Source organism: Roseateles sp. GW821-FHT03B02 (assembly GCF_059421025.1).
Genome location: NZ_JBWKUV010000003.1, coordinates 525572 through 549833 on the forward strand (window position 1 = coordinate 525572; position 24262 = coordinate 549833).

21 protein-coding genes are annotated in these 24262 nt (G+C 66.3%); 15 read left to right on the plus strand and 6 right to left on the minus strand.

Annotated features, from left to right (window positions below):
• Positions 1–93 precede the first annotated feature (93 nt).
• From AC07VX_RS12230 to AC07VX_RS12265, 8 genes are all read left to right on the plus strand, one after another.
• Positions 94–1890 carry an ABC transporter substrate-binding protein gene (locus tag AC07VX_RS12230; protein WP_493165003.1) on the plus strand — a complete coding sequence of 599 codons (1797 nt, stop codon included), beginning with the start codon at positions 94–96 and terminating at the stop codon, positions 1888–1890.
• Entirely contained in the window at positions 1890–3698 is a 1809-nt protein-coding gene (locus tag AC07VX_RS12235) for an ABC transporter substrate-binding protein (RefSeq protein WP_493165004.1), read from the plus strand. Before AC07VX_RS12230 ends, AC07VX_RS12235 begins: the two co-directional genes overlap by 1 nt.
• Positions 3699–3802: 104 nt before the next feature.
• Complete coding sequence (locus AC07VX_RS12240) at positions 3803–4132, plus strand: PspC domain-containing protein (RefSeq protein ID WP_493165005.1); 330 nt, start codon at positions 3803–3805, stop codon at positions 4130–4132.
• 118 nt (positions 4133–4250) lie between these two features.
• Complete coding sequence (locus AC07VX_RS12245) at positions 4251–5864, plus strand: wax ester/triacylglycerol synthase family O-acyltransferase (protein ID WP_493165006.1); 1614 nt, start codon at positions 4251–4253, stop codon at positions 5862–5864.
• Entirely contained in the window at positions 5861–6385 is a 525-nt protein-coding gene (locus tag AC07VX_RS12250; protein WP_493165007.1) for a hypothetical protein, read from the plus strand. Before AC07VX_RS12245 ends, AC07VX_RS12250 begins: the two co-directional genes overlap by 4 nt.
• Before the next feature lie 104 nt (positions 6386–6489).
• On the plus strand, positions 6490–7326 hold the full coding sequence (locus AC07VX_RS12255) for an esterase/lipase family protein (protein ID WP_493165008.1): 837 nt from the start codon (positions 6490–6492) through the stop codon (positions 7324–7326).
• Between the two features lie 41 nt (positions 7327–7367).
• Positions 7368–7964 (plus strand): ATP-dependent Clp protease proteolytic subunit, encoded by a 597-nt coding sequence (locus AC07VX_RS12260; protein WP_493165009.1) that lies wholly within the window; start codon positions 7368–7370, stop codon positions 7962–7964.
• Positions 7964–8860 (plus strand): alpha/beta fold hydrolase, encoded by an 897-nt coding sequence (locus AC07VX_RS12265; RefSeq protein WP_493165010.1) that lies wholly within the window; start codon positions 7964–7966, stop codon positions 8858–8860. The genes AC07VX_RS12260 and AC07VX_RS12265 overlap by 1 nt, the downstream gene beginning before the upstream one ends.
• 6 nt (positions 8861–8866) lie before the next feature.
• Here AC07VX_RS12265 and AC07VX_RS12270 read toward each other — a convergent pair whose 3' ends face one another.
• Positions 8867–9214, minus strand: coding sequence for a hypothetical protein (locus AC07VX_RS12270; RefSeq protein WP_493165011.1), 348 nt, complete (start codon positions 9212–9214; stop codon positions 8867–8869).
• A 136-nt stretch (positions 9215–9350) separates the two neighbouring features.
• The gene (locus AC07VX_RS12275; RefSeq protein ID WP_493165012.1) at positions 9351–9764 is read right to left on the minus strand and encodes a copper chaperone PCu(A)C; all 414 of its coding nucleotides are present in this window, start codon (positions 9762–9764) and stop codon (positions 9351–9353) included.
• Between the two features lie 99 nt (positions 9765–9863).
• Here AC07VX_RS12275 and AC07VX_RS12280 point away from each other — a divergent pair, with 99 nt between their 5' ends.
• From AC07VX_RS12280 to AC07VX_RS12290, 3 genes are read left to right on the plus strand one after another with little or no spacing between them, the layout of a single operon-like run.
• Positions 9864–10259 carry a GntR family transcriptional regulator gene (locus AC07VX_RS12280; protein ID WP_493165013.1) on the plus strand — a complete coding sequence of 132 codons (396 nt, stop codon included), beginning with the start codon at positions 9864–9866 and terminating at the stop codon, positions 10257–10259.
• Positions 10256–11140 (plus strand): ABC transporter ATP-binding protein, encoded by an 885-nt coding sequence (locus tag AC07VX_RS12285; protein ID WP_493165014.1) that lies wholly within the window; start codon positions 10256–10258, stop codon positions 11138–11140. Before AC07VX_RS12280 ends, AC07VX_RS12285 begins: the two co-directional genes overlap by 4 nt.
• Entirely contained in the window at positions 11140–12588 is a 1449-nt protein-coding gene (locus tag AC07VX_RS12290) for a hypothetical protein (protein WP_493165015.1), read from the plus strand. Before AC07VX_RS12285 ends, AC07VX_RS12290 begins: the two co-directional genes overlap by 1 nt.
• 36 nt (positions 12589–12624) lie before the next feature.
• On the opposite strand, the gene AC07VX_RS12295 is transcribed toward AC07VX_RS12290, so the two are convergent.
• Positions 12625–13074 (minus strand): SRPBCC family protein, encoded by a 450-nt coding sequence (locus AC07VX_RS12295; protein WP_493165016.1) that lies wholly within the window; start codon positions 13072–13074, stop codon positions 12625–12627.
• A gap of 96 nt (positions 13075–13170) precedes the next feature.
• Positions 13171–13647, minus strand: a complete 477-nt coding sequence (locus AC07VX_RS12300) for a flavin reductase family protein (RefSeq protein WP_493165017.1) — start codon at positions 13645–13647, stop codon at positions 13171–13173.
• 506 nt (positions 13648–14153) lie between these two features.
• Here AC07VX_RS12300 and AC07VX_RS12305 point away from each other — a divergent pair.
• The 4 genes from AC07VX_RS12305 to AC07VX_RS12320 all read left to right on the plus strand — a co-directional run bounded on the left by AC07VX_RS12305 (position 14154) and on the right by AC07VX_RS12320 (position 22051).
• Entirely contained in the window at positions 14154–16037 is a 1884-nt protein-coding gene (locus AC07VX_RS12305) for a DUF7380 domain-containing protein (RefSeq protein ID WP_493183886.1), read from the plus strand.
• A 148-nt stretch (positions 16038–16185) separates the two neighbouring features.
• Positions 16186–16590 (plus strand): hypothetical protein, encoded by a 405-nt coding sequence (locus AC07VX_RS12310; protein ID WP_493165019.1) that lies wholly within the window; start codon positions 16186–16188, stop codon positions 16588–16590.
• On the plus strand, positions 16587–17327 hold the full coding sequence (locus AC07VX_RS12315) for a hypothetical protein (RefSeq protein WP_493165020.1): 741 nt from the start codon (positions 16587–16589) through the stop codon (positions 17325–17327). The genes AC07VX_RS12310 and AC07VX_RS12315 overlap by 4 nt, the downstream gene beginning before the upstream one ends.
• Before the next feature lie 254 nt (positions 17328–17581).
• Positions 17582–22051, plus strand: coding sequence for an NACHT domain-containing protein (locus AC07VX_RS12320; RefSeq protein ID WP_495122012.1), 4470 nt, complete (start codon positions 17582–17584; stop codon positions 22049–22051).
• A 23-nt stretch (positions 22052–22074) separates the two neighbouring features.
• On the opposite strand, the gene AC07VX_RS12325 is transcribed toward AC07VX_RS12320, so the two are convergent.
• Positions 22075–23415 carry an AlbA family DNA-binding domain-containing protein gene (locus AC07VX_RS12325; RefSeq protein ID WP_493165022.1) on the minus strand — a complete coding sequence of 447 codons (1341 nt, stop codon included), beginning with the start codon at positions 23413–23415 and terminating at the stop codon, positions 22075–22077.
• A gap of 28 nt (positions 23416–23443) precedes the next feature.
• The gene (locus AC07VX_RS12330; protein WP_493165023.1) at positions 23444–24184 is read right to left on the minus strand and encodes a hypothetical protein; all 741 of its coding nucleotides are present in this window, start codon (positions 24182–24184) and stop codon (positions 23444–23446) included.
• Positions 24185–24262 lie beyond the last annotated feature (78 nt).

Below are 24262 nucleotides of genomic sequence, written 5' to 3' on the forward strand. Positions count from 1 at the left end.
CGAGAAACGGGCCGGAGTCTATGCGAGCTGACTTCAGCTTTGCCCTGACGGTTTCACTAGACTCCGCGACTTTCCCGCCCCCCTCGCACCGCGATGAAGTTTCCCGCCCTGCTGACGGCCCTGCTGCTGGCCTGCACGTTCACCTCCGCCCAGGCCCAGGACAAGGTGCTGCGCTATGCCTTCAAGGTGGCGGAGACGGGCTTCGATCCGGCACAGATCACCGACACCTACTCCAAGGCCATCGCCGCCGGCATCTTCGACGCACCGCTGGAGTACGACTTCGGCGCCCGCCCCTTCAGGCTGCGCCCGGCCACGCTGGCCGAGATGCCCGAGGTCAGCGCCGACTTCAAGACGATCACGATGCGCGTGAAGCCGGGCATCTACTTCAACGACGACCCGGCCTTCGGTGGCAGGAAGCGCGAGCTGACGGCGGCCGACTACGTCTACAGCGTCAAGCGCCACTACGACCCGAAGTTCAAGAGCGGCAACCTCTACATCCTGGAGAACGCCAGGATCCTCGGGCTCTCTGAGCTCCGCAAGGAACTCATGAAGGCCAGGAAGCCCTTCGACTACGACCGCGAAGTCGAAGGGCTGAAGGTGCTGGACCGCTACACCCTGCAGATCAAGCTGGGCGTGCCCGACCCGCGCTTCGTCTACCAGTTCAGCGACGCCGGCTTCCTTGGCGCTGTCGCGCGCGAGGTCGTCGAGTTCTACGGCGACAAGATCATGGAGCACCCGGTCGGCACCAACGCCTGGCGGCTGGCGGAATGGCGGCGCAGCTCGCGCATGGTGCTGGAGAAGAACCCGAACTTCCGCGACGTGCGCTATGCCGAGACCGCGCCGCCCGACGCCAGCGACAAGCTCCAGGCCGAGGTGGCCGCGCTGCAGGGCCGGCGGCTGCCTCTGGTGGACCGCGTCGTCATCGACATCATCGAGGAGGCCCAGCCGCGCTGGCTGTCCTTCCTGCGCGGCGAGGCCGACGTCATCGAGGAGGTGCCGATCGACTTCGCCGGCATCGCCATGCCGGGCAACCACCTGGCACCCAACCTGGCCAAGCAGGGCATCACGATGACGCGCTACCCGCGCGCCGACATCTCGGTCAGCTACTTCAACATGGAAGACCCGATCGTCGGCGGCTACACGCCGCAGAAGATCGCGCTGCGCCGTGCGATCAACCTGGCCGTGGACCTGGACAAGGAGATCCGCCTGGTGCGCCGCGGCCAGGCACTCAAGAGCCAGGGTCCCATCCCGACCACCGTGTTCGGCTACGACCCGGCCTTCAAGTCCGAGATGACCGAGTTCAACCTGCCCAAGGCCAAGGCCCTGCTGGACATGTACGGCTACAAGGACGTGGACGGCGACGGCTGGCGCGAGCAGCCCGACGGCAGCCCGCTGGCCATCGAATACTCCACGCTGGCCGACGGCGAACGCCGCCAGCTCGCCGAGCAATGGCAGAAGAACATGGCGGCCCTGGGCATCCGCATGAGCTTCAAGATCGGCAAGTTCCCCGAGCAGCTCAAGGCCGCCAACGCCGGCAAGCTGCAGATGTGGGGCGTGGGCTGGGTGGGCACCACGCCCGACGGCGACACCTTCCTCGCCCTGGGCTCCGGCAAGGCCAAGGGCCACGCCAACAAGCCGCGCTTCGAGCTGGCCGCCTTCGACGCCATCTACGAAAAGCAGAAGGCCCTGCCCGACGGCCCGGAGCGCCAGGCCCTGATGGCCGAGGGCCAGCGCCTGCTGGTCGCCTACGCGCCCTACAAGTTCCACGTCCACCGCATCTGGACCGACATGGCCCAGCCCTGGGTGAAGGGCTACAGCCGCAACATCTTCGTGCGCGACTTCTGGAAGTACATCGACGTCGACCCCGCCGCCCAACCCAAGGCCAAGTGATGAAGCAACTGCTCGCCGCCGTCGCGGCCCTCGCCCTCAGCCTGGGCCTGTCCACGCCCATGGCCCGCGCCGCGGAGCCGGTCAAGACCCTGCGCTACGCCTTCCTGGTCGCCGAGACCGGCTTCGACCCGGTACGGCTGTCCGACATCTACTCCCGCTCCGTCACGGCCCACATCTTCGAGTCGCTCTACACCTACGACCCGCTGGCCCGACCGACCCGCATCGTGCCGCTGATCGCCGACGGCGAGCCCGAGATCAGCGCCGACTACAAGACCTTCAGGATCAAGGTCCGCCCCGGCATCTACTTCGCCGACGACCCGGCCTTCAAGGGCAAGAAGCGCGAGGTCACGGCCCAGGACTTCGTCTACGCCATCAAGCGCTACGCCGACCCGGCCAACAACGCCCAGGGCTGGATCAGCTACGAGGACGCCGGCCTCGTCGGCCTGGGCGAACTGCGCAGCCAGGTCATCAAGAGCAAGAAGCCCTTCCCCTACGAGCAGGAGGTCGAAGGCGCGCGCGCGCTGGACCGCTACACGCTGCAGTTCAAGACGGTGGAGCCCAGGCCGCGCCTGGTCGAATCCATCCTCGCCGGCAACGACCTCTACGGCGCCGTGGCCCGCGAGGTCGTCGAGTTCTACGGCGACAAGATCATGGAGCACCCCGTCGGCACCGGCCCCTTCATGCTCAAGGAATGGCGGCGCAGCTCGCAGATGGTGTTCGAGCGCAACCCCGGCTACCGCGAGCGCCACTACGAGGCCCAGCCCGCCCCCGACGACGCCGAAGGCCAGGCCATCCTGGCGAAGTTCAAGGGCCGGCGCATCCCCATGGTCGATCGCGTCGTCGTCGACGTCATCGTCGAGCGCCAGCCGCGCTGGCTGGCCTTCCTGAACAACGAGCACGACTTCATCGAGCGCGTGCCGGAGGAGTTCATCACCCAGGCCGCTCCCGGCGGCAAGCTCGCACCCAACCTCGCCAAGCGCGGCATGCAGGCCGTCTTCACGCTGGCGCCGGACATGACCATGACCTCCTTCAACATGGAGGACCCGGTGGTGGGCGGCATGGCGCCCGAGAAGGTGGCGCTGCGCCGCGCGATCTCGCTGGCCTACGACGTGCAGCGCGAGATCTACAACGCCCGTCGCGGCCGCGGCGTGCCAGCGCAGGCGCCGATCGTGCCGCACACGACGGGCTTCGACCCCGCCTTCAAGAGCGAGATGGGCGACTACGACCCGGCCCGCGCCAAGGCCCTGCTCGACATGTACGGCTATGTCGACAAGGATGGCGACGGCTGGCGCGACCTGCCCGACGGCAGCCCCCTGGTCATCGTGCGCAACAGCGAGCCCAACTCGCTGAACCGCTCCATCGACGAGCTCTGGGACAAGGCGCTGCGCGCCATCGGCATCCGGCTGCAGATCAAGATCCAGCAGTGGCCGGAGAACCTGAAGGCGGCGCAGGCCGGCAACTACCAGATGTGGCAGGTCGGCTCCACCGCGGCGCAGCCCGACGGTGCCGGCGCGCTGCAGCGCTACTACGGCCCGGCCAGCGGCACGCAGAACTTGCCGCGCTTCAAGGACGCCCGCTTCGACGCGCTCTACGACCGCATCCAGGCCATGCCCGACGGGCCGGAGCGCGAGGCCCTGTTCAAGGAGGCCAAGCGCCTGGCCGTCACCTACATGGCCTACAAGATCCACGTGCATCGTCTGCTGACGGACATCGAGCAGCCCTGGATGAGCGGATTCCGCCGCCCGCTGTTCTGGCAGGACTTCTGGCAGTTCGTCGACATCGATCCCGCCAAGCAGCCTGTCCGGTGATTTCCGCGGCGGCATGCCACGATTTCAACCGACTGTCGCAAGGGGATGGCGAGCCAGCGGCCAGTCGCTAGGCTTCGCTTCATCAACACCGAGAGGAGCCCGACATGAACGACGCTGAAGAACTCAACAAGCTGGCCGATCTGCATGCCCGTGGCGTGCTGAGCGACGAGGAGTTCGCCAAGGCCAAGGCCCGCGTGCTGGGCGGCCAGGCTGCCTGCGCCTCGGGTGCCACGGCCGGCCCCAACGTCGGCGCCGTCAACGGCCTGCGCCGCGCCCGCGTGGACCGCTGGATCGGCGGCGTCTGCGGCGGCATCGCCCGCGCGACCGGGCTGGACTCCTGGGTCTGGCGCCTGATCTTCACGGTGCTCTTCCTGGCCTTCGGCAGCGGTGTGCTGCTCTACATCCTGCTGTGGATCTTCGTGCCGGAGGAGTAAAGCCCACCCCCTGCCGGCTTCGCCGGCCCCCTCAAGGGGGCGCCGCTGGAGGGGTCGGCCCTGTAGGGCCTCCTCAAGTCGGACAGGTATGCTGCCTCGACAACACGGAGACGCCCCGATGAAACAGCTCGCCGGCCTCGACGCCAGCTTCCTGTACCTGGAAACGCCGCAGATGCCGATGCATGTCGGCGCCCTGCATCTGCTCCAGCTGCCCGTCGGCTACGACGGCGACTTCGTCGAAGACCTGCGCGAGCACATGCGCGCCCGGATGCCGCTGCTGCCGGCCCTGCGCCGTCGCCTGCTGGCCATGCCGCTGGGCCTGTCCAACCCCGGCTGGGTGGACGCCGATCCCGACCTCGACGAGCACATCGTCGAGATCCCGCTGCACGAGGGCAGCGGCATGGCAGAGTTGGAGGCCCAGGTGGGCGCCCTGCACCCCGTGCTGCTGGACCGCAGCCGCCCGCTGTGGAAGTTCCACGTCTTCACCGGCCTGGAATCCGGCCCCGAAGGCCAGCCGCGCGTGGCGCTGTACACCCAGCTCCACCACGCCGCCGTCGATGGGCAGGCCGCCGTCGCGCTGGCCCAGGTCATCCTGGACCTTAGCCCCGAGCCGCGCGCCATCGACACCATCGCTGCGCGCGGCAAGAAGCGCGGCCAGCTCGGCACCGTCGGCATGCTGCGCGCGGCGGTGTCGCAGCAATGGAAGCAGACCGTCAAGCTGGCCCGCTCGCTGCCCAACGCAGCCACCATCCTCGGCGGCATGGCGGTCAAGTCCCTCGGCGGTGCGGCGGCCGAGGCCTCGGTGGACAAGCTGCGCGCGCTGCTCTCCAGCGTGGCCGAGCAGACCACCGCCGTCGTGCGCGGCAGGAAGGCCGTGTCCAGCCTCGGCCCGGCGCCGCGCACGCGCTTCAACGTCAGCCTGTCGGACACGCGCTCCTTCGCCGGCGTCACGCTGCCGCTGGCCGAGCTCAACCGCACCCGCAAGCGCCACGGCGCCAGCCTCAACGACGCAGTGCTCTTCGTCATCGGCGGCGCGCTGCGGCGCTACTTCGCCAAGCACGGCCCGCTGCCGCGCAAGAGCCTCGTCGCCGCGGTGCCCGTGTCCACGCGCGCGGCCGGCGACACCACGTCCAACAACCAGGCCACGATGACCTTCATGAGCCTGGGCACCCACCTCGCCAACCCGGGCGAGCGCCTGGCCCACGTGATGGCCTCCAGCCGGGCCATGAAGGCACAGATGAGCGAGCTCAAGAGCCTGATGCCGACCGACTTCCCCTCCCTGGGCATCCCCTGGCTGATGCAGGCCGGCGCCATGCTCTACGGCCGCGCCAGGGTGGCCGAGAAGCTGCCCGTCATCGCCAACGTCGTCATCTCCAACGTGCCGGGCCCCCAGGTGCCGCTGTACCTGGCCGGCGCCGAGATGCTGACCAACTACCCCACCTCCATCGCCGTGCACGGCCTGGCGCTGAACGTGACGGTGCAGACCTACAACCAGTCGCTGGACATCGGCCTGATGGCCTGCGGCGAGGCGCTGCCGGAGACGGCCGAGCTGGCGGCCTACGTGGAGGCGGCCTTCATGGAGTTCCAGGCCTTGCCGATGGCGCAGGCCGTGGAAGCCGCGCCGGCACCGGCAGCGAAGAAGAGGGCCGCGGCGAAGAAGGCACCGGCCAGGAAGGCTGCCGCGAAATCCACCGCCACCCCGGCCCGGCGCCGCACCGCCAAGGCGGCATGAGCGACGCCCTTCGCTGCGAGGGCTGCGGCACCGCGCTGGCCAGCGCCGATGCCGTCTGCGCGCGCTGCGAGGCCGAGTTGTCCGCGCCGCCCTCGTCGCCGGGCCGCTACGTCTGCCCGCACTGCCAGGGCCGGTTTTCCTCCCTCGCGCCGGTGCCCTGGCCGCCCAAGGTGCCCTGGTGGCGGCCCACGACGATGCGGCTGCAGTGCCCACACTGCGACACGCCGCTGCGTGACCGCCACGCCAGGCCCCTGCCCGGGTGGCTGGTGCTCGCAGCCTTCGCCGGCGTCATCGCCGTGCAGCTGTTCACCGCGGGCTGGCCGCGCCTGCTGCTGGGGCTGGCGCTGGTCAGCCTGCTTTACGCGCCGCTGCTGCGCGCCGCCTGGACAAGCCGCCAGGACGCGGCCAATCCGCACCGCTACATCATCGGCACCGCGCGCTTCTGGGCCCAGGGCAACGACGACCTGGCGCGGGCGGTGGAGCGGGTGCGCGGGCCGCACGAACAGGGGCCCGCGCGCTAGCGGCAACGTCACCCACGCGACACCACCGCCCCGGGCAAGCACGCTCCGGGCAGCCGCCCGGCCTGGCTAACAATGACGGGGCTGCACCAGACCCCATCCTCCGCATGTCCAGCCTCCGCTCGCCGCGCCCATCCTCCCGTTTCCTGCGCTGGCAACAGTCCTCTGCGCAGACCCAGCCCGACTGGTCAGACCTGCGCGCCCCCAACGCCTGGCTGCTGATGCTGGAGGGCCGCGCGCCCTGGGAGTACGCCGCGCTGCTGGCCGCCACGCCCTGGCTGCGCAAGCTGCCGCACGGCGACGGCCACCCCGTCCTCGTCTTCCCCGGTCTGGGCGCCAACGACCTGACGACGGCGCCGCTGCGTGCCATGCTGGATTCGCTGGGCTACGCCACCCAGCCCTGGGGCCAGGGCTTCAACTTCGGCCCGCGCGCCGGCGTGCTGGAGCAGATGAAGCACGACCTGCAGACCCTGTACCGGCGCCACCACCGCAAGGTCAGCCTGCTGGGCTGGAGCCTGGGCGGCATCTACGCCCGCGAGCTGGCCAAGGAGTGCCCGGAGCTGACGCGCTGCGTCATCACCCTCGGCACGCCCTTCACCGGCCATCCGCGCGCCACCAACGCCTGGCGCTTCTTCGAGCTGGTCAGCGGCCATGCGTCCAACGACCCCGATCTGATCGAGGCCATCCGCCAGGCGCCCCCGGTGCCGACGACGTCCATCTACTCCAGGACCGACGGCGTCGTCGCCTGGCGCTGCAGCGTCAACGAGCCCTCGCCGCTGGCCGAGAACATCGAGGTGCAGGCCAGCCACATCGGCCTGGGCGTGAACCCCATCGCGCTGTACGCGCTGGCCGACCGGCTGGCCCAGCCCGAAGGCGAGTGGCAGCACTTCGAGCCCAAGGGGGCGCGCAGGTGGTTTTACCGCACGCCCAAGAGCCACGCGTAAACAGCCTGTATGGTTGCGGCTTGAACCCGCAAGGACCCGACATGCAACACCACACCCTCGCCGCCGAAGACAAGGCCGCCAAGAAGGAAGCCCCCGAGAAGATGGAAGAGCAGCTGCTCTTCAAGGGCCGCTTCGTGATGATCTTCGGCGAGATCGACGACAAGATGGCCCATGCCACCTGCCGCCGCCTGCTGGCGCTCGCGCAGGATTCCGACGCGCCGATCACGCTGCTGATCTCCAGCCCCGGCGGCCATGTGGAGAGCGGCGACGCCATCCACGACATGATCCGCTTCGTGCGCGCGCCGGTGAACGTCGTCGGCACCGGCTGGGTGGCCAGCGCCGGCACCCACATCTACCTCGCCGCGCCCAAGGAGCGCCGCTTTGCGCTGCCCAACACGCGCTTCATGATCCATCAGCCGGCCGGCGGCGCCGGCGGCCAGGCCAGCGACATCGCCATCCAGGCCCGCGAGATCATCCGCACCCGCGAGCGCATCGCCGCCACCATCGCCAAGGAGACCGGCCAGCCGCTGTCGCGCGTGGCCGTGGACATCGAGCGCGACTTCTGGATGAGCACCGCCGAGGCCATCGAGTACGGCCTGGTCTCGCGCGTGATCGAGAAGCAGACCGACCTGGGCTGATGCAGGTCTCCGCCAACGGCGTCCAGATCGAAGTCGACATCCAGGGGCCGGCCAACGGCGAGCCCCTGCTGATGATCATGGGCCTGGGCATGCAGCTCATCGCCTGGCCCGATGGCTTGGTGGAGCAACTCGTCGACCGCGGCTTTCGCGTCATCCGCTTCGATAACCGCGACGTGGGCCTGTCGCAGTCCTTCGACGGGCTGGGCGTGCCCAACATTCCGCTGGCAGCGCTGCTGCACACCTTCCGCCTGCCCATCAAGGCGCCCTACCAGATCGCCGACCTGGCGCGCGATGCCGTCGGCGTGCTGGACGCGCTGGGCATCGCCAGGGCGCATGTCTGCGGCGCGTCCATGGGCGGCATGATCGCCCAGCACCTGGGCTTCGCCCACGGCCAGCGGGTGAAGAGCCTGGCGCTGATGATGACCACCAGCGGCCATCGCAGCCTGCCCGCGGAGAGCTTTAAGGTGCGCCGCGCCATGCTGTCGCGGCCCCGGCCGGCCGCCACGGCCGAGCAGAAGTTCGAGAACATCCTCGACCACTACGTGAGCCTGTACGGCGTCATCGGCAGCCCCGGCTATCCACCCGAGCCCGATGCCCTGCGCGAGCGCATCGCGCGCGGCGTGAAGCGGGCCTTCCGGCCGCAGGCAGTGGCGCGCCAGCTCGTCGCCATCGCGGCCGACACGCACCGCGCGGAACGGCTGCCACGCATCAGCACGCCGACCCTCGTCATCCACGGCAAGGACGACGCGCTGATCCCGGTGGCTGCGGCGCATGACCTCGCCAGGCGCATCCATGGATCGCGGCTGGAGATCATCCCCGGCTGGGGGCACGACCTGCCCGAGCCGCTGTGGCCGCGGCTGGCCGGCGCGGTCGGCGCCATCGCCGGCCAGGCCTGACCCGGTTCAGCGCTGCGCGTCGGCGAGAGACGCGATCGTCTGGTAGGCCTGCAGGGCCTCGTCCAGGTTGCTGCCTCCCTCCAGCAGCGCTTTCTGCAGGGCGGCCTGAGCCGCCTCGGTCTGCTGCTCCTGCGCCGAGACGGTGCCGTCGCGGTTGACGTCGGCGCTGGCGTGAACGATGCCCGTCGCCACCTTGGCCGAATCCTGCGAGGCGGCCGCACGCGCGCCAGCGGCCGACACCGTGACGACGACGGCCGCCGCCTGGCCCACCTCCGCCCGACGCAGTGGCGCAGCACCGCTCCCCGCGCCGAAGGCGGTGGGGACATTGGTGGCGAGGTTGATGGCGTTGACCATGGCGGGTTGCGGGGGCTCGTCTGTGCAATCGGCAGACGGGCCGCGAACTTGAGCGATTTTTACGCCGCTGCTGGCCGCCCGCCGCGGCGCCCCGGGCCTGCGGCGAGTCGGCCTCGATGCGGCACGTCGCCGTGCGTCAGCGCGCCTGCGCCCTGACCTCGATGGTCGTGCGCTGCTTGTCCTCGCCCTCGACGGTCAGCGTCAGCGGCACGGTCTCGCCGGCCTTGATCGGGTTCTTCAGGCCCATCAGCATGACGTGGTAGCTGCCCGGCTTGAGCGCCACGGCCTGGCCGGCCGGCAGCGCCAGCGCGTCGACGGCGCGCATCTTCATGACGCCGTCGTCCATCTTCATCTCGTGGATCTCGACCATGGCCGCCACCGGTGAGCTGGCGGCCACGACCTTGGCCGGCTTGACCGAGGTCAGCTGCATGAAGGCGCCGGTGGCCTTTTGCGGCGCCACGGTGGCGCGCACCCAGGGGTCGTCGACCTTGATTTGCGCCTGGGCGGCGAAGGACAGGAACACGGCGGAGGCAAGCAGCAGGCGGCGCATGGCGAGGAAGAAAAAGCAATGACGCCCGCATTGTGCGGCGCCGCGCTTGACGCCGCTCACCCATGTGTACTATCGTACTAGTACACATTGGCAGTAAAGATGAACCCGACCCACTTCGTGCAGATCAACACCGGCTCGCCCGAGCCCATCTACCGCCAGCTCATCGAGCAGGTCAGGCGCCGCGTGGCGGCCGGGCAGCTGAAGGCGGGCGACGAGATCCCCTCGGTGCGCGAGCTGGCCCAGGCGCTGGCCGTGCACCCCATGACCATCTCCAAGGCCTATTCCATGCTGGAGATGGAAGGCGTGCTGGAGCGCCGGCGCGGCCTGTCCATGATCGTGGCGGCCCAGCACCGGCGCGCCCAGTCGTCGGCCTCTCGCATCGAGCTGCTGCGGCCCACGCTGCAAAAGGCGGCCGACGAGGCGCGCCAGCTCGAACTGCCCGCGGCCGAGGTCATCGGCCTGCTCACCCAACTCCTCGACGAGACGCAAGCATGACTGCCCACTTCCCCCACACCGAGACCGCCAGCGCCGCCCTTGACAACGTGACGCTGCAATACCCCAAGGGCCCGACGGTGCTGGACCGCCTCGACTGGCAGCTGCTGCCCGGCCAGGTGGTGGGCCTGCTGGGCCGCAACGGCGCCGGCAAGACGACGCTGCTGGAAACCCTGCTGGGCCTGCGCGAGCCGGATGCCGGCACGGTGACTCTGCTCGGCCAGGATGCCCAGCGACTCGACGACGCGGTGCGCGCCCGCATCGGGTACGTGCCCCAGCAGAGCGACCTCTTCGAGGGCTTCACGCCGGCCCAGCTGCTGGCCTATTTCCGCAGCTTTTACCCGCGCTGGAACGAGGCCAAGGTGGAGGGACTGATGTCGCGCTGGGAGATTCCGCGCGACCAGGCCATCCGCAAGCTCTCGGGCGGCCAGAAGCAGCGCCTGTCCATCATCCGCGCGCTGGCCCACGAGCCCGACCTGCTGGTGCTGGACGAACCCGTGGCCAGCCTGGACCCCGCCGGCCGGCGCGACTTCCTGCGCGAGCTGGTGGGCCAGGTGCTGGACCGCGGCGCCACGGTGGTGTTCTCCACCCACATCCTGTCCGACCTGGAGCGCGTGGCCTTCAACGTCGCCTTCCTCACGCAAGGCCGCATCGCGCTGCAGGCGCCGCTGGACGAGTTGCTGGACCAGGTGCGCGCCTTCACCGGCAGCGTCACCGAGATGGCCACGCTGATGGGTCGCCTGGGCGCCGAGCCGCTCAAGCGCACGCCGCTGGAAGCCGGCCGCGAGCGCGTGCTGGCAAGGCTGCCGGCCGACGCGGCACTGCCAGCCGGCGTGGCGGCCGACCGCGTCAACCTAGATGACCTGTTCACGGAGCTGACCTGATGAACACCGCCCAGCTCTCCCAGACCCTGCTGGCCGCCTGGCGCCAGCGCGACCGCGCCTCACCCTGGGGCCGCTGGCTGATCGCTGCGCTGGTCGTCCTGTCCACCATCGCCAGCCTGATCCTGCTGCCAGGCCCGGGGCGCGGGATCGTGGCGATGGCCATCCTGCTCGTCGTCCTCTACGGCGCATGGATGGTGGTCGGCGCCAGCCTGCAGGAACAGAACCACCCGACCGCCGCGCGCTGCGTGCCCGGCCACCTGCGCGCCTTGCGATGCGCCGGCCTGCTGGGCTGGGCGCTGTGCACGGCCGTGGGCACGCTGATGCTGTGGGCCACGCTGCCGCCGGGGCTCACATGGCAGACGCTACTGCTGGGCAATGCGGTGATGGCGGCCTTCCTGCTGTGGTCGATCCGGGCCTGGTGGCTATGGCTGGGCATGGCCATCTACTTCCCGCTGCTGGGCGCCTTCAGCAAGACCGTGGCGCCCATGCTGACAGCGGCGCGCTCCCTGTGGCAGGCGCAGACCGATGGCCTGCTCGCGCTATCTCTGCTGGCACTGGCCGGCCTGGTGGCGGCCGCCTTCGGCCGCGGCGGCGCCCGCCATCGCAAGAGCTACGAGCGCCAGCGCCTGGTGCGCCAGGCGCAGCGCCTGCAGATGGAGGGCCGGCTGGCCACCCCCGCCCAGGCCTTCGGCTGGCTGGAAAGGTTCAGCCGCCCCTTCGACGTGCTGCTGTCGGCCTGGCGCCGCCATGTCGTGAGCCGCGCCGACAACAGCCGCCGCGCCAGCGTGCTGGCGCGGGCCGAGCTCGTGCTGCACGGCAGCCAGCACTGGACCTACCAGCTGCTGACGCTGATCTCCGTGGTCGTGCTGGTCGCCACGAGCCTCGCGCTGGTGGTTCACTTCACGCCGGCCTCGCTGGCCCAAATCCTCGAACACGGCGCCTGGGGCATGGGCATCGGCCTGGCCAGCATGGCCGTCAACCCGACGCTGGCCCGCCCCATGCTGTGGCAGACCCGCCGCGAGCAGGCCCTGCTGCGGCTGCTGCCCGGCATGCCGCAAGGCCCGGCGCTGAACCGGGCGGTCGCCTGGCTGGGCCTGCGCCACGCGCTGCTGGCCGCCCTGCTGACGGGCGCGGCGCTGTTGCCCCTGGGCTGGGCGACGGACAAGCGGCAGCTGCTGTGGCTGCCCATCGTGGCCATGCCCTGGGCGATCTGGACCATGACACGCTCGCCGGCGCGGATGCGCGCGCCAACGGCGTTGACCACCCTCGTGCCGCTCATGGCCTTCTACCTGACGGCCGGGCTCGGCCACCTGGCCTGCGTGCTGCTGGCGCTGCCCATGCCCGCCCTCGCCCTGCCCTTGCTGGCCGCCACGGCGCTCTGGGGCAGGTGGCGCTGGCGCCGCCTGGACACCCAGCCCACCGCGCTGCCAGCCGGCCGGCTGGCCTGAAAGCGGCCCTCGCGGCCGACACCAGGCGCCAGGCAACTACTGCTGGATTTCCGGCTCGGCCAGCTGGGCCAGCAGCGTCAGCGACTCCTGCCAGCCCATGTAGCAGGCCTGGGCCGGGATGACGGCCGGGATGCCGCTCTGCTCGACGCGCATCTCGGTGCCGCAGAACACAGACTCCAGCCAGACCGTGGTGGTCATCTCGCCGGGCAGGTTGGGATCGTCGAAGGTAGCCGTGTAGCGCAGCTTGCGGCCCGGCTCCAGCTCCAGGTAGCGGCCGCCGAAGCTGTGGCAGTTGCCGGTGGTGAGGTTGGTGAAGGACATGCGCCACTCGCCGCCCACGACCGGGTTCATCGCATGCACAGTCGCGTAAAAGCCGTGCGGCGGCAGCCACTTGGCGAACGCCTCGGGCGTGGTGAAGGCGCGCCAGATGCGCTCGGGCGGGCAGCGCAGCACGCGGTGCAGGGTGATGGTCTGGGTGGCGCTCATTGGAATTCCAGGGGGATGGGCAGAGGACGACCCTCTGCCTGCACGACGATCAGAGCGCAGCGGGTTCGACGGCGCAAACCCCGAGCAAACCCGCAGTCAGAGCGGCAGTTCGGTGAAATAGCGCCCACCGTGGAAGATCAGCGGCTGGGCACCCGGCCGCGCCGTGCAGCGCTCCACCTCGCCGACGAAGATGACGTGGTCGCCCTCCTCGTACTGGCTGCGGTTGGCGCACTCGAAGGTGGCCACGGCGCCGTCCAGCACGGGCGCGCCGCCAGCGCCCTCGCGCCAGGGCACGCCGGCAAAGCGGTCGATGTCGCGCATGGCGAAGCGCTGGGCGAGCTGCATCTGGTCGGCGGCAAGGATGTTGATCGCGTAATGTGTGCCGCGCGAGAACACCGGCAGCGAGCCGGCGCGGCGCGCCAGGCTCCACAGCACCAGCGGCGGGTCCAGCGACACGGAGTTGAAGGAGTTGGCGGTCAGGCCCACGAGGCCGCCGTCCGCGGAGCGCACAGTGACGATGGTCACGCCGGTGGCGAACATGCCGAGGGCGGCGCGGAATTGCTGGCTGTCCATGGCACGATTGTCGCCAGTCCCGAGCCGCCGTCTGGTCGCCGTCTTTAAAGTCGCTTCGCCAGACAAAAAGTCGTTTCCGATGCGGGGCGCGACAAATAGTCGTTTCGGCGGCAGCCAGCCCAAGCCTCCGAGCTGCCAATAAAGGCGTTTCGAATTGAGGTGGGAGTCAATGCTATAGCGCGACGCCGCTTCCAGCGTCGCTCACAGCACTTTCCTCGCACACCCACGTGCACCACCCGCCGCGGCCGGCCGGCACTGCCCCTTTCAGGCAGCCCACGCACCAGCGAATTGGTGCCCTCCAACATCCATGCGGGTTTGCGCCTCACGGTGACAAAAAGTCGATTCCGATGTCGCCCCCAAGGACAAAAAGTCGTTTCCAACTGGTCTGGAGACCCCGCTACATCGGGCATAGCACGGAGCGCCATGGTCAATTTCCCCTCGAAGGCCGGCTCCTTGCCAAGCATCCCCTTAGAAAATGTCGCGCCCTGTTTGGAGTAAAGATGACGTTGGACTGGTCCCTGGTCACGCCCGAAGCCTTGGAATCGCTGGACGTTGAAGCGCTCTTGGCTGCCTCGACGGAACGGGAGGCCCTGGCCTACAGCACGGTCTTGGCCCCAATGCTCGCGGACGAGAAGCGTTGGCAGCCTGCACAGTTCGCCTGTATCGGGTTCCTGCAGGGGATGCTCCAGATGGTGTTGAGGCATGCCAACGCTCTCGAACCCTACGGGCCGATGTTCGTGCTCGGAGGACAGCGGTCCTGGATTCCGGCCGACATGCCGAAGGACATGCTGCTTCGCATCCACCCTTGGGCGGAAAAGGTCATAGACCCAGAGCTGCGCGCCAGGACTCTGGACGTCATCTGGATGCAGGCCCGCCACTTTCCGGCCGCGCAGGGCGCCGTCCGTGCCTATGTGGCCGCATCCAAGCTCCACCCTACCGCCGACGACTGGTTCCAACGCGAGGCGCGCCTCGAGCGCGGCCTTCGCTTGGCAGCGAGCCTTGGCAAGGGCGGCATCGCACTCAAAGATGAGGTGTTGACCGAGATTTGTGACGTCGTGGCCCAGCCAGACGATGGCACCCCGCTTAGGCGTCGGCTCATTGGCCTGCTGCTTGAGTTCAACCACGGCGACCCCGCAGCGCTTGGGAACCACGCAGCCGCCATCGGAACTGCAGCCAGCGCGAAAAGCCACTTCTTCCAAGCCAAAGACGCCCACTCCCTGGCTGCAGATTGCTTCGCCAAAGCCGACGACAGCGCCTCATGCGCACAGGAGCAGCGGGCCGCCGCGGAGGCCCTTGCCAGCGAAGCAGAGGCGGCCTTCCTGCGGCCGAGCCAAGGCGCCATAGCCGCAGCTTCCATCATGGGCGATGCCGTCACCGCCATGCGCCAGGCCGGCGGCTCCGCGCGAGCTGCCCAGATGCACGACCGCATGCTCGAATGGCAGACCCAATCGCTGGCCCAGCTGGGGATGGTCTCAACGCGACTGGACGTGACGGACCTGACTCGCCGAGCCATCGAGGCCGTTCGCGGGAAGCCCTTCCGTGATGCCGTCCTGACCCTTTGCCGCCTTGTGGGCCCGCCAACAATTGGCTCCCTCAGAACCCAGGTTAAGGAGACAGCCAAGGTAGCCATCCTTGGAAGCATGATGCCCTTGAGCGTGATGAACTATCGCGGGCGCACCGTCGCAATCATTCCGCCGCTTGACGCTGACGCCCAGGACATCAGCGACGACGGGCTGCGCGGCCGCATGTTCCACGACGCGCGCAGGCAGCGTGACCTCAACGTTTCCGCCATCCTTGTTCCAGCGTTGCGAGAAATCTGCGAGGAGCACCGCCCAACGCGTCACGACATCGCGGAGCTCATCCGATACAGCGCCGCCATCCCGAAAGGCCACGGCGAAAGCTTTCTCCGCGCCCTGCTCGCCGGATTCGATGGTGACATGCTCTTGGTCGCGCACCTCGTGCCGCCAAAGTTCGAGGCCATGCTCCGTCACATCATGGAGGGCATGGGAGCGGATACCTCCATCCTTGGTCCCACGGGACTGCAGCCCGAGCGCATCTTCAAGCCGCTCCTCGAACTCGAGGAAGCAAAGACGGCCTTCGGTGAAGACGCGGTCTTCGAGATGATGGACGTGTTTGTCGACACGCTGGGTGCCAACCTGCGCAACGAGGCCCTGCATGGCCTGATGCCGGACAACGCCATGTTCAGCACGGAGGTCTTCTACGCCTGGTGGCTCCTCCTGCGCTATTGCGTCGGGTCGACCCCTTTGGCTCAACAGCAGCTGAGAAGCCAAGCTCAGCTGCCGGCGCCGGAAGCGCCGACCGCAGCACCAGCCGAGAAACCTGACGAAAGTGCCGATGACGTGCCGCCGCAGGCGCCAGAAAACGGGTGAAGGGAGACGGCTGAAGACCGCCACCGGTGCCGGCCGCCACGGGGGCCGACAAAGGTGTGAAAGGCTCAACGGCTACCCCGGTGGCCATTCCACAAATTTCCGTCGCCGCTAAGCGCTGACGCACCACAGTTCCCAGAGACCTAGACTGATGAGCAAGAGTCGAAAGAAGTCAGCCCCAGACGAGCTGGATGGAGGACTGCGCCATTACTTCTTCTTTGTCCCGGCGAAGGGGGAACCCGGCCGAATTCATGTGCAATGGGACGAACCCGCCGACAGTCCTCCGAAATTCAATCTCAACTACATCGACGACTCCATCGCCCCCGCAGATTGCAAGCATCGCGTCGTGGCATATCACGTTGGCCACGACCATGGTTTCGGTTTTCGGCACAAGCACCACTTCTCCGAGACCGAGAGGCTTGATGACTCCCACGACTGGGATAAATGCACACCGCTATTCTTCGATGACGTCTCGGTGGAGGTCATGAAATCTGGCCGGGTGCCCTCGCCGTTGCTAGACGCATGCACCTTGCCTGCCTACATGACACAGCCATGAGCAATAACCTCGCCGAGCCATCCCCCCCTCGTTTTGTCCGCATGGGCAACAGCGACTCTCGCATCGTGGTTCCAGAGGACTGGGCCGACGAGGCCCGGGCGGTGCTATTTGCGACACGCGTGAGTGAGCAGCCGTTCGTTCGATTGAAGAGTTTCGACACGAGCACGCTCAACCCATTGTTTGGCTTGCCTATTCGGCATGTTCGAGACATCGCCTTCAGCGAGGACGTGAAGGCGCCCTGGCTCGAGGGTGACGTTGACGTCCTAGGCACGATGGTGGGGGTCTACAGCTCACGGCGGCAGCACGCCGTTCCGACGCTTGTGCTAAAGCTGGCCAAACCGATGATGCATGTCGCCTTGTTGGCGCAGCTCTGGGCTTGGCGGAAGCGCTGGAAGCTGCACTTGCAGCCGCAAAACGACCGATTGGCGGGTTTCATCGAGACGCCTGACGCGCCAGGGTTTGGGTTCGAAATTGACCTGCCCGACGACGACGCAGTCCTTGTTGCCAATGCGATGGTCAAGGGCGCTCTTGCTCCGGGTTTACTTGCCTTGCCGAACACCTACGACTTCTTCTCAGCAATACAGGTGGGCTCGGCCATTCCAAACGGGATGAACGTTCTGGAGAACTCGCTCTTTTTTGGGTTCAGCGGGTTGTCGGTCATCGAGCCGAAGGAGATTGCGGCAGACGGTGAAGCGCGCTTCGTCACCGCCAGGGAGATGGCCTCGATGCTGGGCTGACTGATGCGTCCGGCCAAATATGGAGATACGGAGACCTTCTGAACACCCTTGAGAAAAGGGGCCACCCATACTGGGCAGCTTGCGGCTTCGTCACGGTGGTGGGCGAAGTCGTGGTGGTGGCCAACGACTTGCCGAACATCCCCCGCTGAGGAGCGCGACCAGCGGCGGGTCCGTTAGAGTGTTCGACAAAGGGGAGGCGAGCCCAAAAGAAGCGAGGTTGCGCCAATAAGACGGAGACTCACTTGGCGCTGCGTTTGGACTTCAAGAACATTCGTGAGCATCGAGGCTCGCAGAACGGCGGCTTCGAGGAACTCTGCTGCCAGCTGGCTGCCCTGGAAGACCCCGCGAGAGGGTCGAGCTTCCTTCGAAAAGGGCCAGGGCCTGACCAAGGCCTTGAGTGCTACCGCACCTACGCAGATGGGCACGAGGTCGGGTGGCAGGCCAAGTACTTCATCAACGGCTTCGGGGAAGGGCAAGCCTCCGACCTCAACGCATCGCTTCAGCGTGCTCTCAAAGCCCATCCTCGGTTGACGACATTCGTCGTTTGCCTACCAATTAACCTCAGCGACAACCGGTCTGGAAAGAAGGCCAGTGAAGCTGAACGCTACGAACGGTGGCGCGCAAGGAGCATCGCGGCTGCCGCCCAGGCCGGTCGTGAACTTGACATCCAACTGTGGAGCGATTCGACCATCGTCGAGCGGCTCGGTCGCGACAGCCCCGCCTACTCAGGACGGGCCCGCTACTGGTTTGACGCGCAGACGTTCAGCACGACCTGGCTCCGTGACAAGCTAGAGGTGCAGCGCCGCAACCTGGGTGACCGCTACAGCCCAGAGAGCCACGTCGAATTGCCTATCCAAGAAGCCCTGCAATCAGTGGCGCGCGCCCCTGAGTGGCTCACAAGACCGGCTGCCTGGGCGGCAGAGATTACCTACGTGCTGGACGGAGCGACTGGCCGCTTGCAGCTAGAAGGGCTGTCGGCTTGCGCTGCGCAGGTTCGCGAAACCTGTGGATTGCTGCTGCAGGCCCTCGGCGCATCTCCAGTGACCCTGGATGCACAAGTCCCTCTGGAGACCTGGGCGACCCTCACCGCTTCAGCGCTCGATGTCATCTACGAAGCACTGAAGGAAGTCAAAGACAAGGTTCCAGAGCAGAGCCGAGGCCGGGTTCGCCAAGACCTCGTTGACCTTTATTCAGAGGTCGACCATGTGCGCAAGGAACTTGCCAACAAGCGCTTTTGGCTGACGAATAAGCGCGAACTGTTGATTACCGGTCCTGGTGGCATCGGAAAGTCGCACCTCGTCGCCGACTTTGGACACAAACAGTTGGAAGCCGGGCGCCCCTTCATCCTGATTCTCAGCGGCACGCTGACGGACGGCGACCCTTGGGCGCAAATTCGGGGCCAGCTGGACCTAGCGCGTCTCTCCAACGACGAGTTTCTGGGTGCGCTCGATGCCGCGGCCGAGGCCGCTGGATGCAGGGCCGTGCTTGCAATCGACGCCCTCAACGAAAGACACGGCGTCGCTCTCTGGAGGCCTCGGCTTCAAGGGTTCGTCGGCGATGTCCAGAGGTTTCCTCGGCTCGCGCTGGTGCTGACGGTGCGCAGCACGTATCTGCACTACCTTCCCCTTGCAGGCCTTGAGCAGGTGGCGCACCGTGGGTTTGCGGGTCACGCGGGCGCCGCAGCCAAGGCGTACCTCGACCGAAGAGGCATCGCCCGCCCAAGTTCGCCTAACCTGGCACGCGAATTCGAGAATCCCCTCTTCCTTCGAACCTGCTGCGCGTACCTCGACGCACAGAAGCTTAAGCAGCTGCCCAAGGGCATGGATGGCGTCACCGCCGTCTTTGACTTCTACCTGAACGCGATAGCCAAGAAGGTGGAGGAGGAGCTGGGGCTGGTTCCGCAGCTGAAGATTCCTCGGAAGGCGCTGAACCGCTTTCTGGATGCCTGCAGCGCCAGCGACGACGGCGGAAGTCTGTCGCTGGAGGACACCATCGAGCTGCTCGAGGGCGTTCACAGTTCAGGCCACTACGCGGATAAGAGCCTCTTCTCGGCATTCCTGTCGGAGGGCGTCCTTTCCCAAGATGTCGAATGGCAAGACGACGACACCCACCAGGAAATCGTCAGATTCACTTTTGAGCGGCTGTCGGACCACCTGCGTGCGGAAAGGCTGATAGGCCAGATTGACCGGGCGGACATCGAGGGCTCCTTCCGTCGAGAACCGCTGGCCGCCTACTTCGACCCGTTTGAGAGCTGGCAATACGCAGGAGTCATCGAAGCGCTCGCAGTCCAGCTGCCTGAAGAGTTCGGGGTCGAACTTTTCGACGTGCTCCCGAAGGAGGCCATCGAAGACCAGTCGCTATGCGACGCATTTGAGAGCTCTCTGGCCTGGCGGGCACCTAAGGCCTTCACGGGCCGCACCGCTGGATGGATAGAAACGCTCTGCAAGCTCTCTGGGCGCTCGACCTACGGGCTCATGCTGTTGGTGAGCACTGAGCCCGAGAACTCGTTCAACGCGAAATGGCTTCACAAGCACCTCTGGGCTCTCCCGATGCCGCAAAGGGACGCGACATGGTCCGTCTTCTTGGCCCAGGACAACTTGAGCGAGGGTGGCTCCGTCGAATCCCTAGTGGACTGGGCTCTAGAGGCTGACGCCAAAGAAGTTGATGAGCAGCGCCTGTGGCTAGCGGCCGTCACGCTTACCTGGTTCCTCTCGACAAGCAGCCGGGCAGTGCGCGACCGCTCGACGAAGGCACTGGCAAATCTCCTGACTCACAGACTGGGCCACGCTGCTGCACTGGTCGACCAGTTCGCCGAAGTGGACGACCCGTACATCTCCGAGCGCCTGCTGGCGGCTTGCTATGGGGCGGCAATGCAGGGCATGGACCAGGCGGACTGCAAGGTGCTGGCCGCTTCGGTCTGGAAGAACTACTTTTCTGACGACCGGCTGCCGCCTCTGAACGTCCTCGCGCGCGACTATGCGTGGGGCATCCTCGCTTACGCCAAGGCCACTGGACAGCTGCCCACTGAGGTTGACCTCGATGCATGCAAGGCCAAGTTCAGGTCTGCATGGCCGCTGGAAACCGTCACGGAAGAGGACCTCAAGCAGTACAGCGGCAGGGGGTACGGGGACGCCATCTGCTCATCAACGGACCAGCACGGCGACTTCGGCCATTACACCGTCCGAGGCTGGCTGCACGACATCGTCACCGTGCCCCGGGCGCTTGCTGGCAACACAACCGAGGACCTCTTTGAGCACTGGCAAAGAGCGTTCTTTGATTCGGCAACGTATCCGCAGCAGACGTCGCGTCTAGAGCTGATGCGCCTGGCGCTCGATTATCGGCAGCGCCCCCGAGGAGATTGGCTCGACGGAGGCACGAAGGAGTCCGATGACCTGTGGGGCGAATTCTGTAAGGCGCATGAGGCCTTCAAGGCCCTGCTGTCGGCTGAGCAGCTGGCCGAGTACACGCCCTTCGCCGAACACCATTTCCTCGAGTCGACACGCATGAGCAGGGACACCGTCCGGCCGCGAGATGTTGACCACGGCCCCGTGAGACGATGGATTTGCGACCGCGCGCACAAGCTTGGGTGGACTGAGGCGTTGTTCGACGAGTTTGAGAGCAGCGGGCATATCAGCCACGACCGCATGGGCAACCATCGTGTGGAGCGCATCGGCAAGAAGTACCAATACATCGCGCTTTCGGAAGCCGTCGCACGCCTGACGGACAACCTTGCAGTCTGCTCGTTTGACGACGAAGGGATGCTGCGGGAGTTCGAGTACGGCCCGCATGGGCGCGACATGAAGGATGACCTGGACCCGTCGCTACTTGTCCGCAGCACAAAGGAGTCCGGCTGGGCTGCGACGCCCATCACCTGGTGGAACCCATCAGCTCCGTGGCTGCCGTCCGGAAACACCGATTTGCTGCTTGAATGGGTGGCTGTCGAGAGTGACCTGTGCAACGACGCCAATCAAATTGAGGTTGTCGACCCTGACGACCACCGCTGGCTGAAAGTGCATGGTTCACGCCGTTGGTCCGTCCCGGGCCAGAACAAGCGCAACCACGCCGATGCTTGGTCGACCATCACATGCCTGGTCGCCGCCAAGGGTACTGGCGAAGCGCTTGCGAAAGAGTTGCTTGCCGAGCACCGAGGTGACGCCACGCGGCTCCGTGACAGTGGAAGCCTTGAGGTCTTCCTAGGTGAGCATGGCTGGCGAAACGCGCGCGACATCAAGCTGCGCAGGAACACCAGCGCCGGCATCACGACGCGATACGCGGGCATCGTGGATTCCTTTAGCGCCGAGAGCAACGGCAAGGACAACTCTGTCGATGCCACCTTCTCGCTTTACCTGCCATCTTCCGGCGCCATCAAAGCGCTGGGCCTGCACCTGCGCAGTGGAAAAGTCCCCGAGTACGTTGATGTCAACGGTCTCGTCAGGTGGCAGGACCCGTCGCTTCATACGCGCGGCGCTGGAGCTGCCCTAGCCTCTCGCGACTACTTCCTCGAAAAACTTGGGAGCGCCGACCTTGAGCCCGTTTGGGTTCTGGCTGGGGAGAAGAATGTCTATGGAAATATGGACCTGGGCGCGTCGCTCGGCGGATTCGGCGGCTGCCTCCATCACACCACCGTCTTTGCGCTGGACGCAGGGACGTTGAAGGCGCTTGGCACAAGGACCGAGTTCCAGCCTCCAACCCAGGAGCAGCTCAAGAGCCTAAAGGGCGGCTGAGGCCGCAGGTCGGCTGCTGCCACCTAGCGTCCAAACGTTGAAGACTCTCTGGCCTTCCAGTCCGACGGTAAAACTGCAGCGTTAGTTGACCCACGACGCTCGAAAATTCTCGGGTCGTGCAGCAAGGACACAGTGGCCCCAGATGGCTTCACATCTAGGGCGATGACAAGAAGGTCCTTGTGATAGATGGCCCGAGTCTCGATGCTCACGGCGGGATAGGCTTCATCTTGGACCTTTGCTCGCAGCGCACCCATGTAGCGGTCGAAAACAGATGGGGCCGCCTTTTCACTCGCCCACTTGGCGATATGGTCGGCCGTGCCAAGTATCTGGCAGTCGTCGGATACGCCGAAGTAAATCGTGCCGCCCTCGGTATTGGCAAACGCAGCGACGGTCCTCAGCACCTGCTGAAGCTTGCTCTTTTTGTCAGGCGGGGTTGCAGACTTCGGAATGTCCAAGAATTCCTTGAATTCAATCCGAAGGCCCTCGCCTGCTCGTACGTCCTTCAGCAACTCCGAGTCCGCTTTCTTGGAGCGCCGCCCGGCGAGCAGGGAGCGACTACCGTTCGAATACCCGACCTCTTCCTTGTGGAAGTCGTAGACGACACCTTCCTCGTCCACTATCAACAGCTCGAGTCGTTCCGCCTGCTCAGGAATCTCCAGGGCCGCACGCCCATCTAACAACCGAGCAGTGAGGTGGCTGATGCTCTTGCCTGCCCACCATGCGCCGGAGATGCGAATCGCACTGGAACCCAAAAGGCTGCCACCGACCACCACCTCGAGCCTGTCGTCCTTCAAGCTCAGTTCTTTGAAGTACGCCCTAGCTTCAGGGACCAGGACCACTAGATGGCCACGATTTCCATCTGACGAACCGTGATGCTCACGGATGCCAAGCCAATCCCGTGCCGCCTCAAACGCGTCCGGGTAGTAAGGCTGGTCGACACCGACCAGCCGCTCTTGAAGCGAGACGTTGACTTGTGGATGCACCTGTATGTCGTACACGACCCCAGCCTCCGCCATCCAGTAGTTCTCGATGGAGACCTGAATCGAGCTGCTCGATTTCACAGCTGCAAAATTGATTTGCTGGCCGAAGAGGCGGACGTAGCCGGTGGAAATTGGGCTCAGCAGCTCGAGCACTTCTTGGGCAGTCATCGGCATCGAGGCCAATATCGCCTGCGGGTAACTGCGAGTCGAGCGCTCGACGACTACGTCTGGCGCGGGTCGTACCACTGCTCCCAGAACGCTCCATTCCTGCGTCACCACGTCTTTAACCAAGACCGCTTTGAGGGAGAACGTCGCAGCGCTGTCTTCCATCAGCAGTTGCTGAAGGGGCGCGGGGACCGGGGCGTTGTGATAGGTTGTGAACATGGAGCGATTGCCTGAAAACTTTCGAGCGTCAGAAGCTCATGAAGGACGGCGCCGAGGGAAGCGCGTGCTTTCCCCAGAGCAGGCGATTCTTGGCGTCGGTGAGGCTCCACGTTCCCCTATGCAATCCGGCGATGACGTTCATCTTGAAGTTCTTTGACAGCGCAGAAATCATCTTTGCATGAAGGCGACTGGGCGCGCCGCCGACGAACAACGTCGGCGCCAAGTGCCCAGCTTCGTTGGTGAGCGTCACCTCAGCTTCATCCGGGTGCCAGGCGTGTGCAGTCACGAGCATGCCTATGAAGGAGACCAGGAGCTCCGGAAACACATTTGTCGACTTGCATTCGTGGGCAGCCACGACATCCTTGCTATCCACGACAAAGAAGGCCCGCTTGCCACCGGCATAGTCCTCGTTCTTATCACCGCCGATTGCCGCACCGCTGCGCAGCACAAGCATGTCCGGCGTGAAGCGGATTTCCGCATCCAGGTGCGACTGCACCCTGACTTGTTGGCGAAGTTCGAAGCTGCCGTCATGGCCATGCAGCTCAACGTACGAGAAGTTCGCGGGGTTGCCAGTGGGGGCTGTCAGGTACCGATACGCCCCGCTCTCGAGATTGCACAGCGTTGCGGCATAGCCTTGGCGCTCGTAGAAAGTAAGCACGGCATGAAAGCATCCAATCTCAAAGGACGCCGAGAGTTCACGCTCGGTCCGACGAAGGACCAGGCCATGGTTCGCTACGAAGTCGGTGACCGCCTTCTCGACGGACTCCATCTGTCATTGATCGGCGTAATCCGGCCACTTGCGATCGGCATTTACCGGCCACTTGAGCCTGAGCCGAGGGGCGTCTCG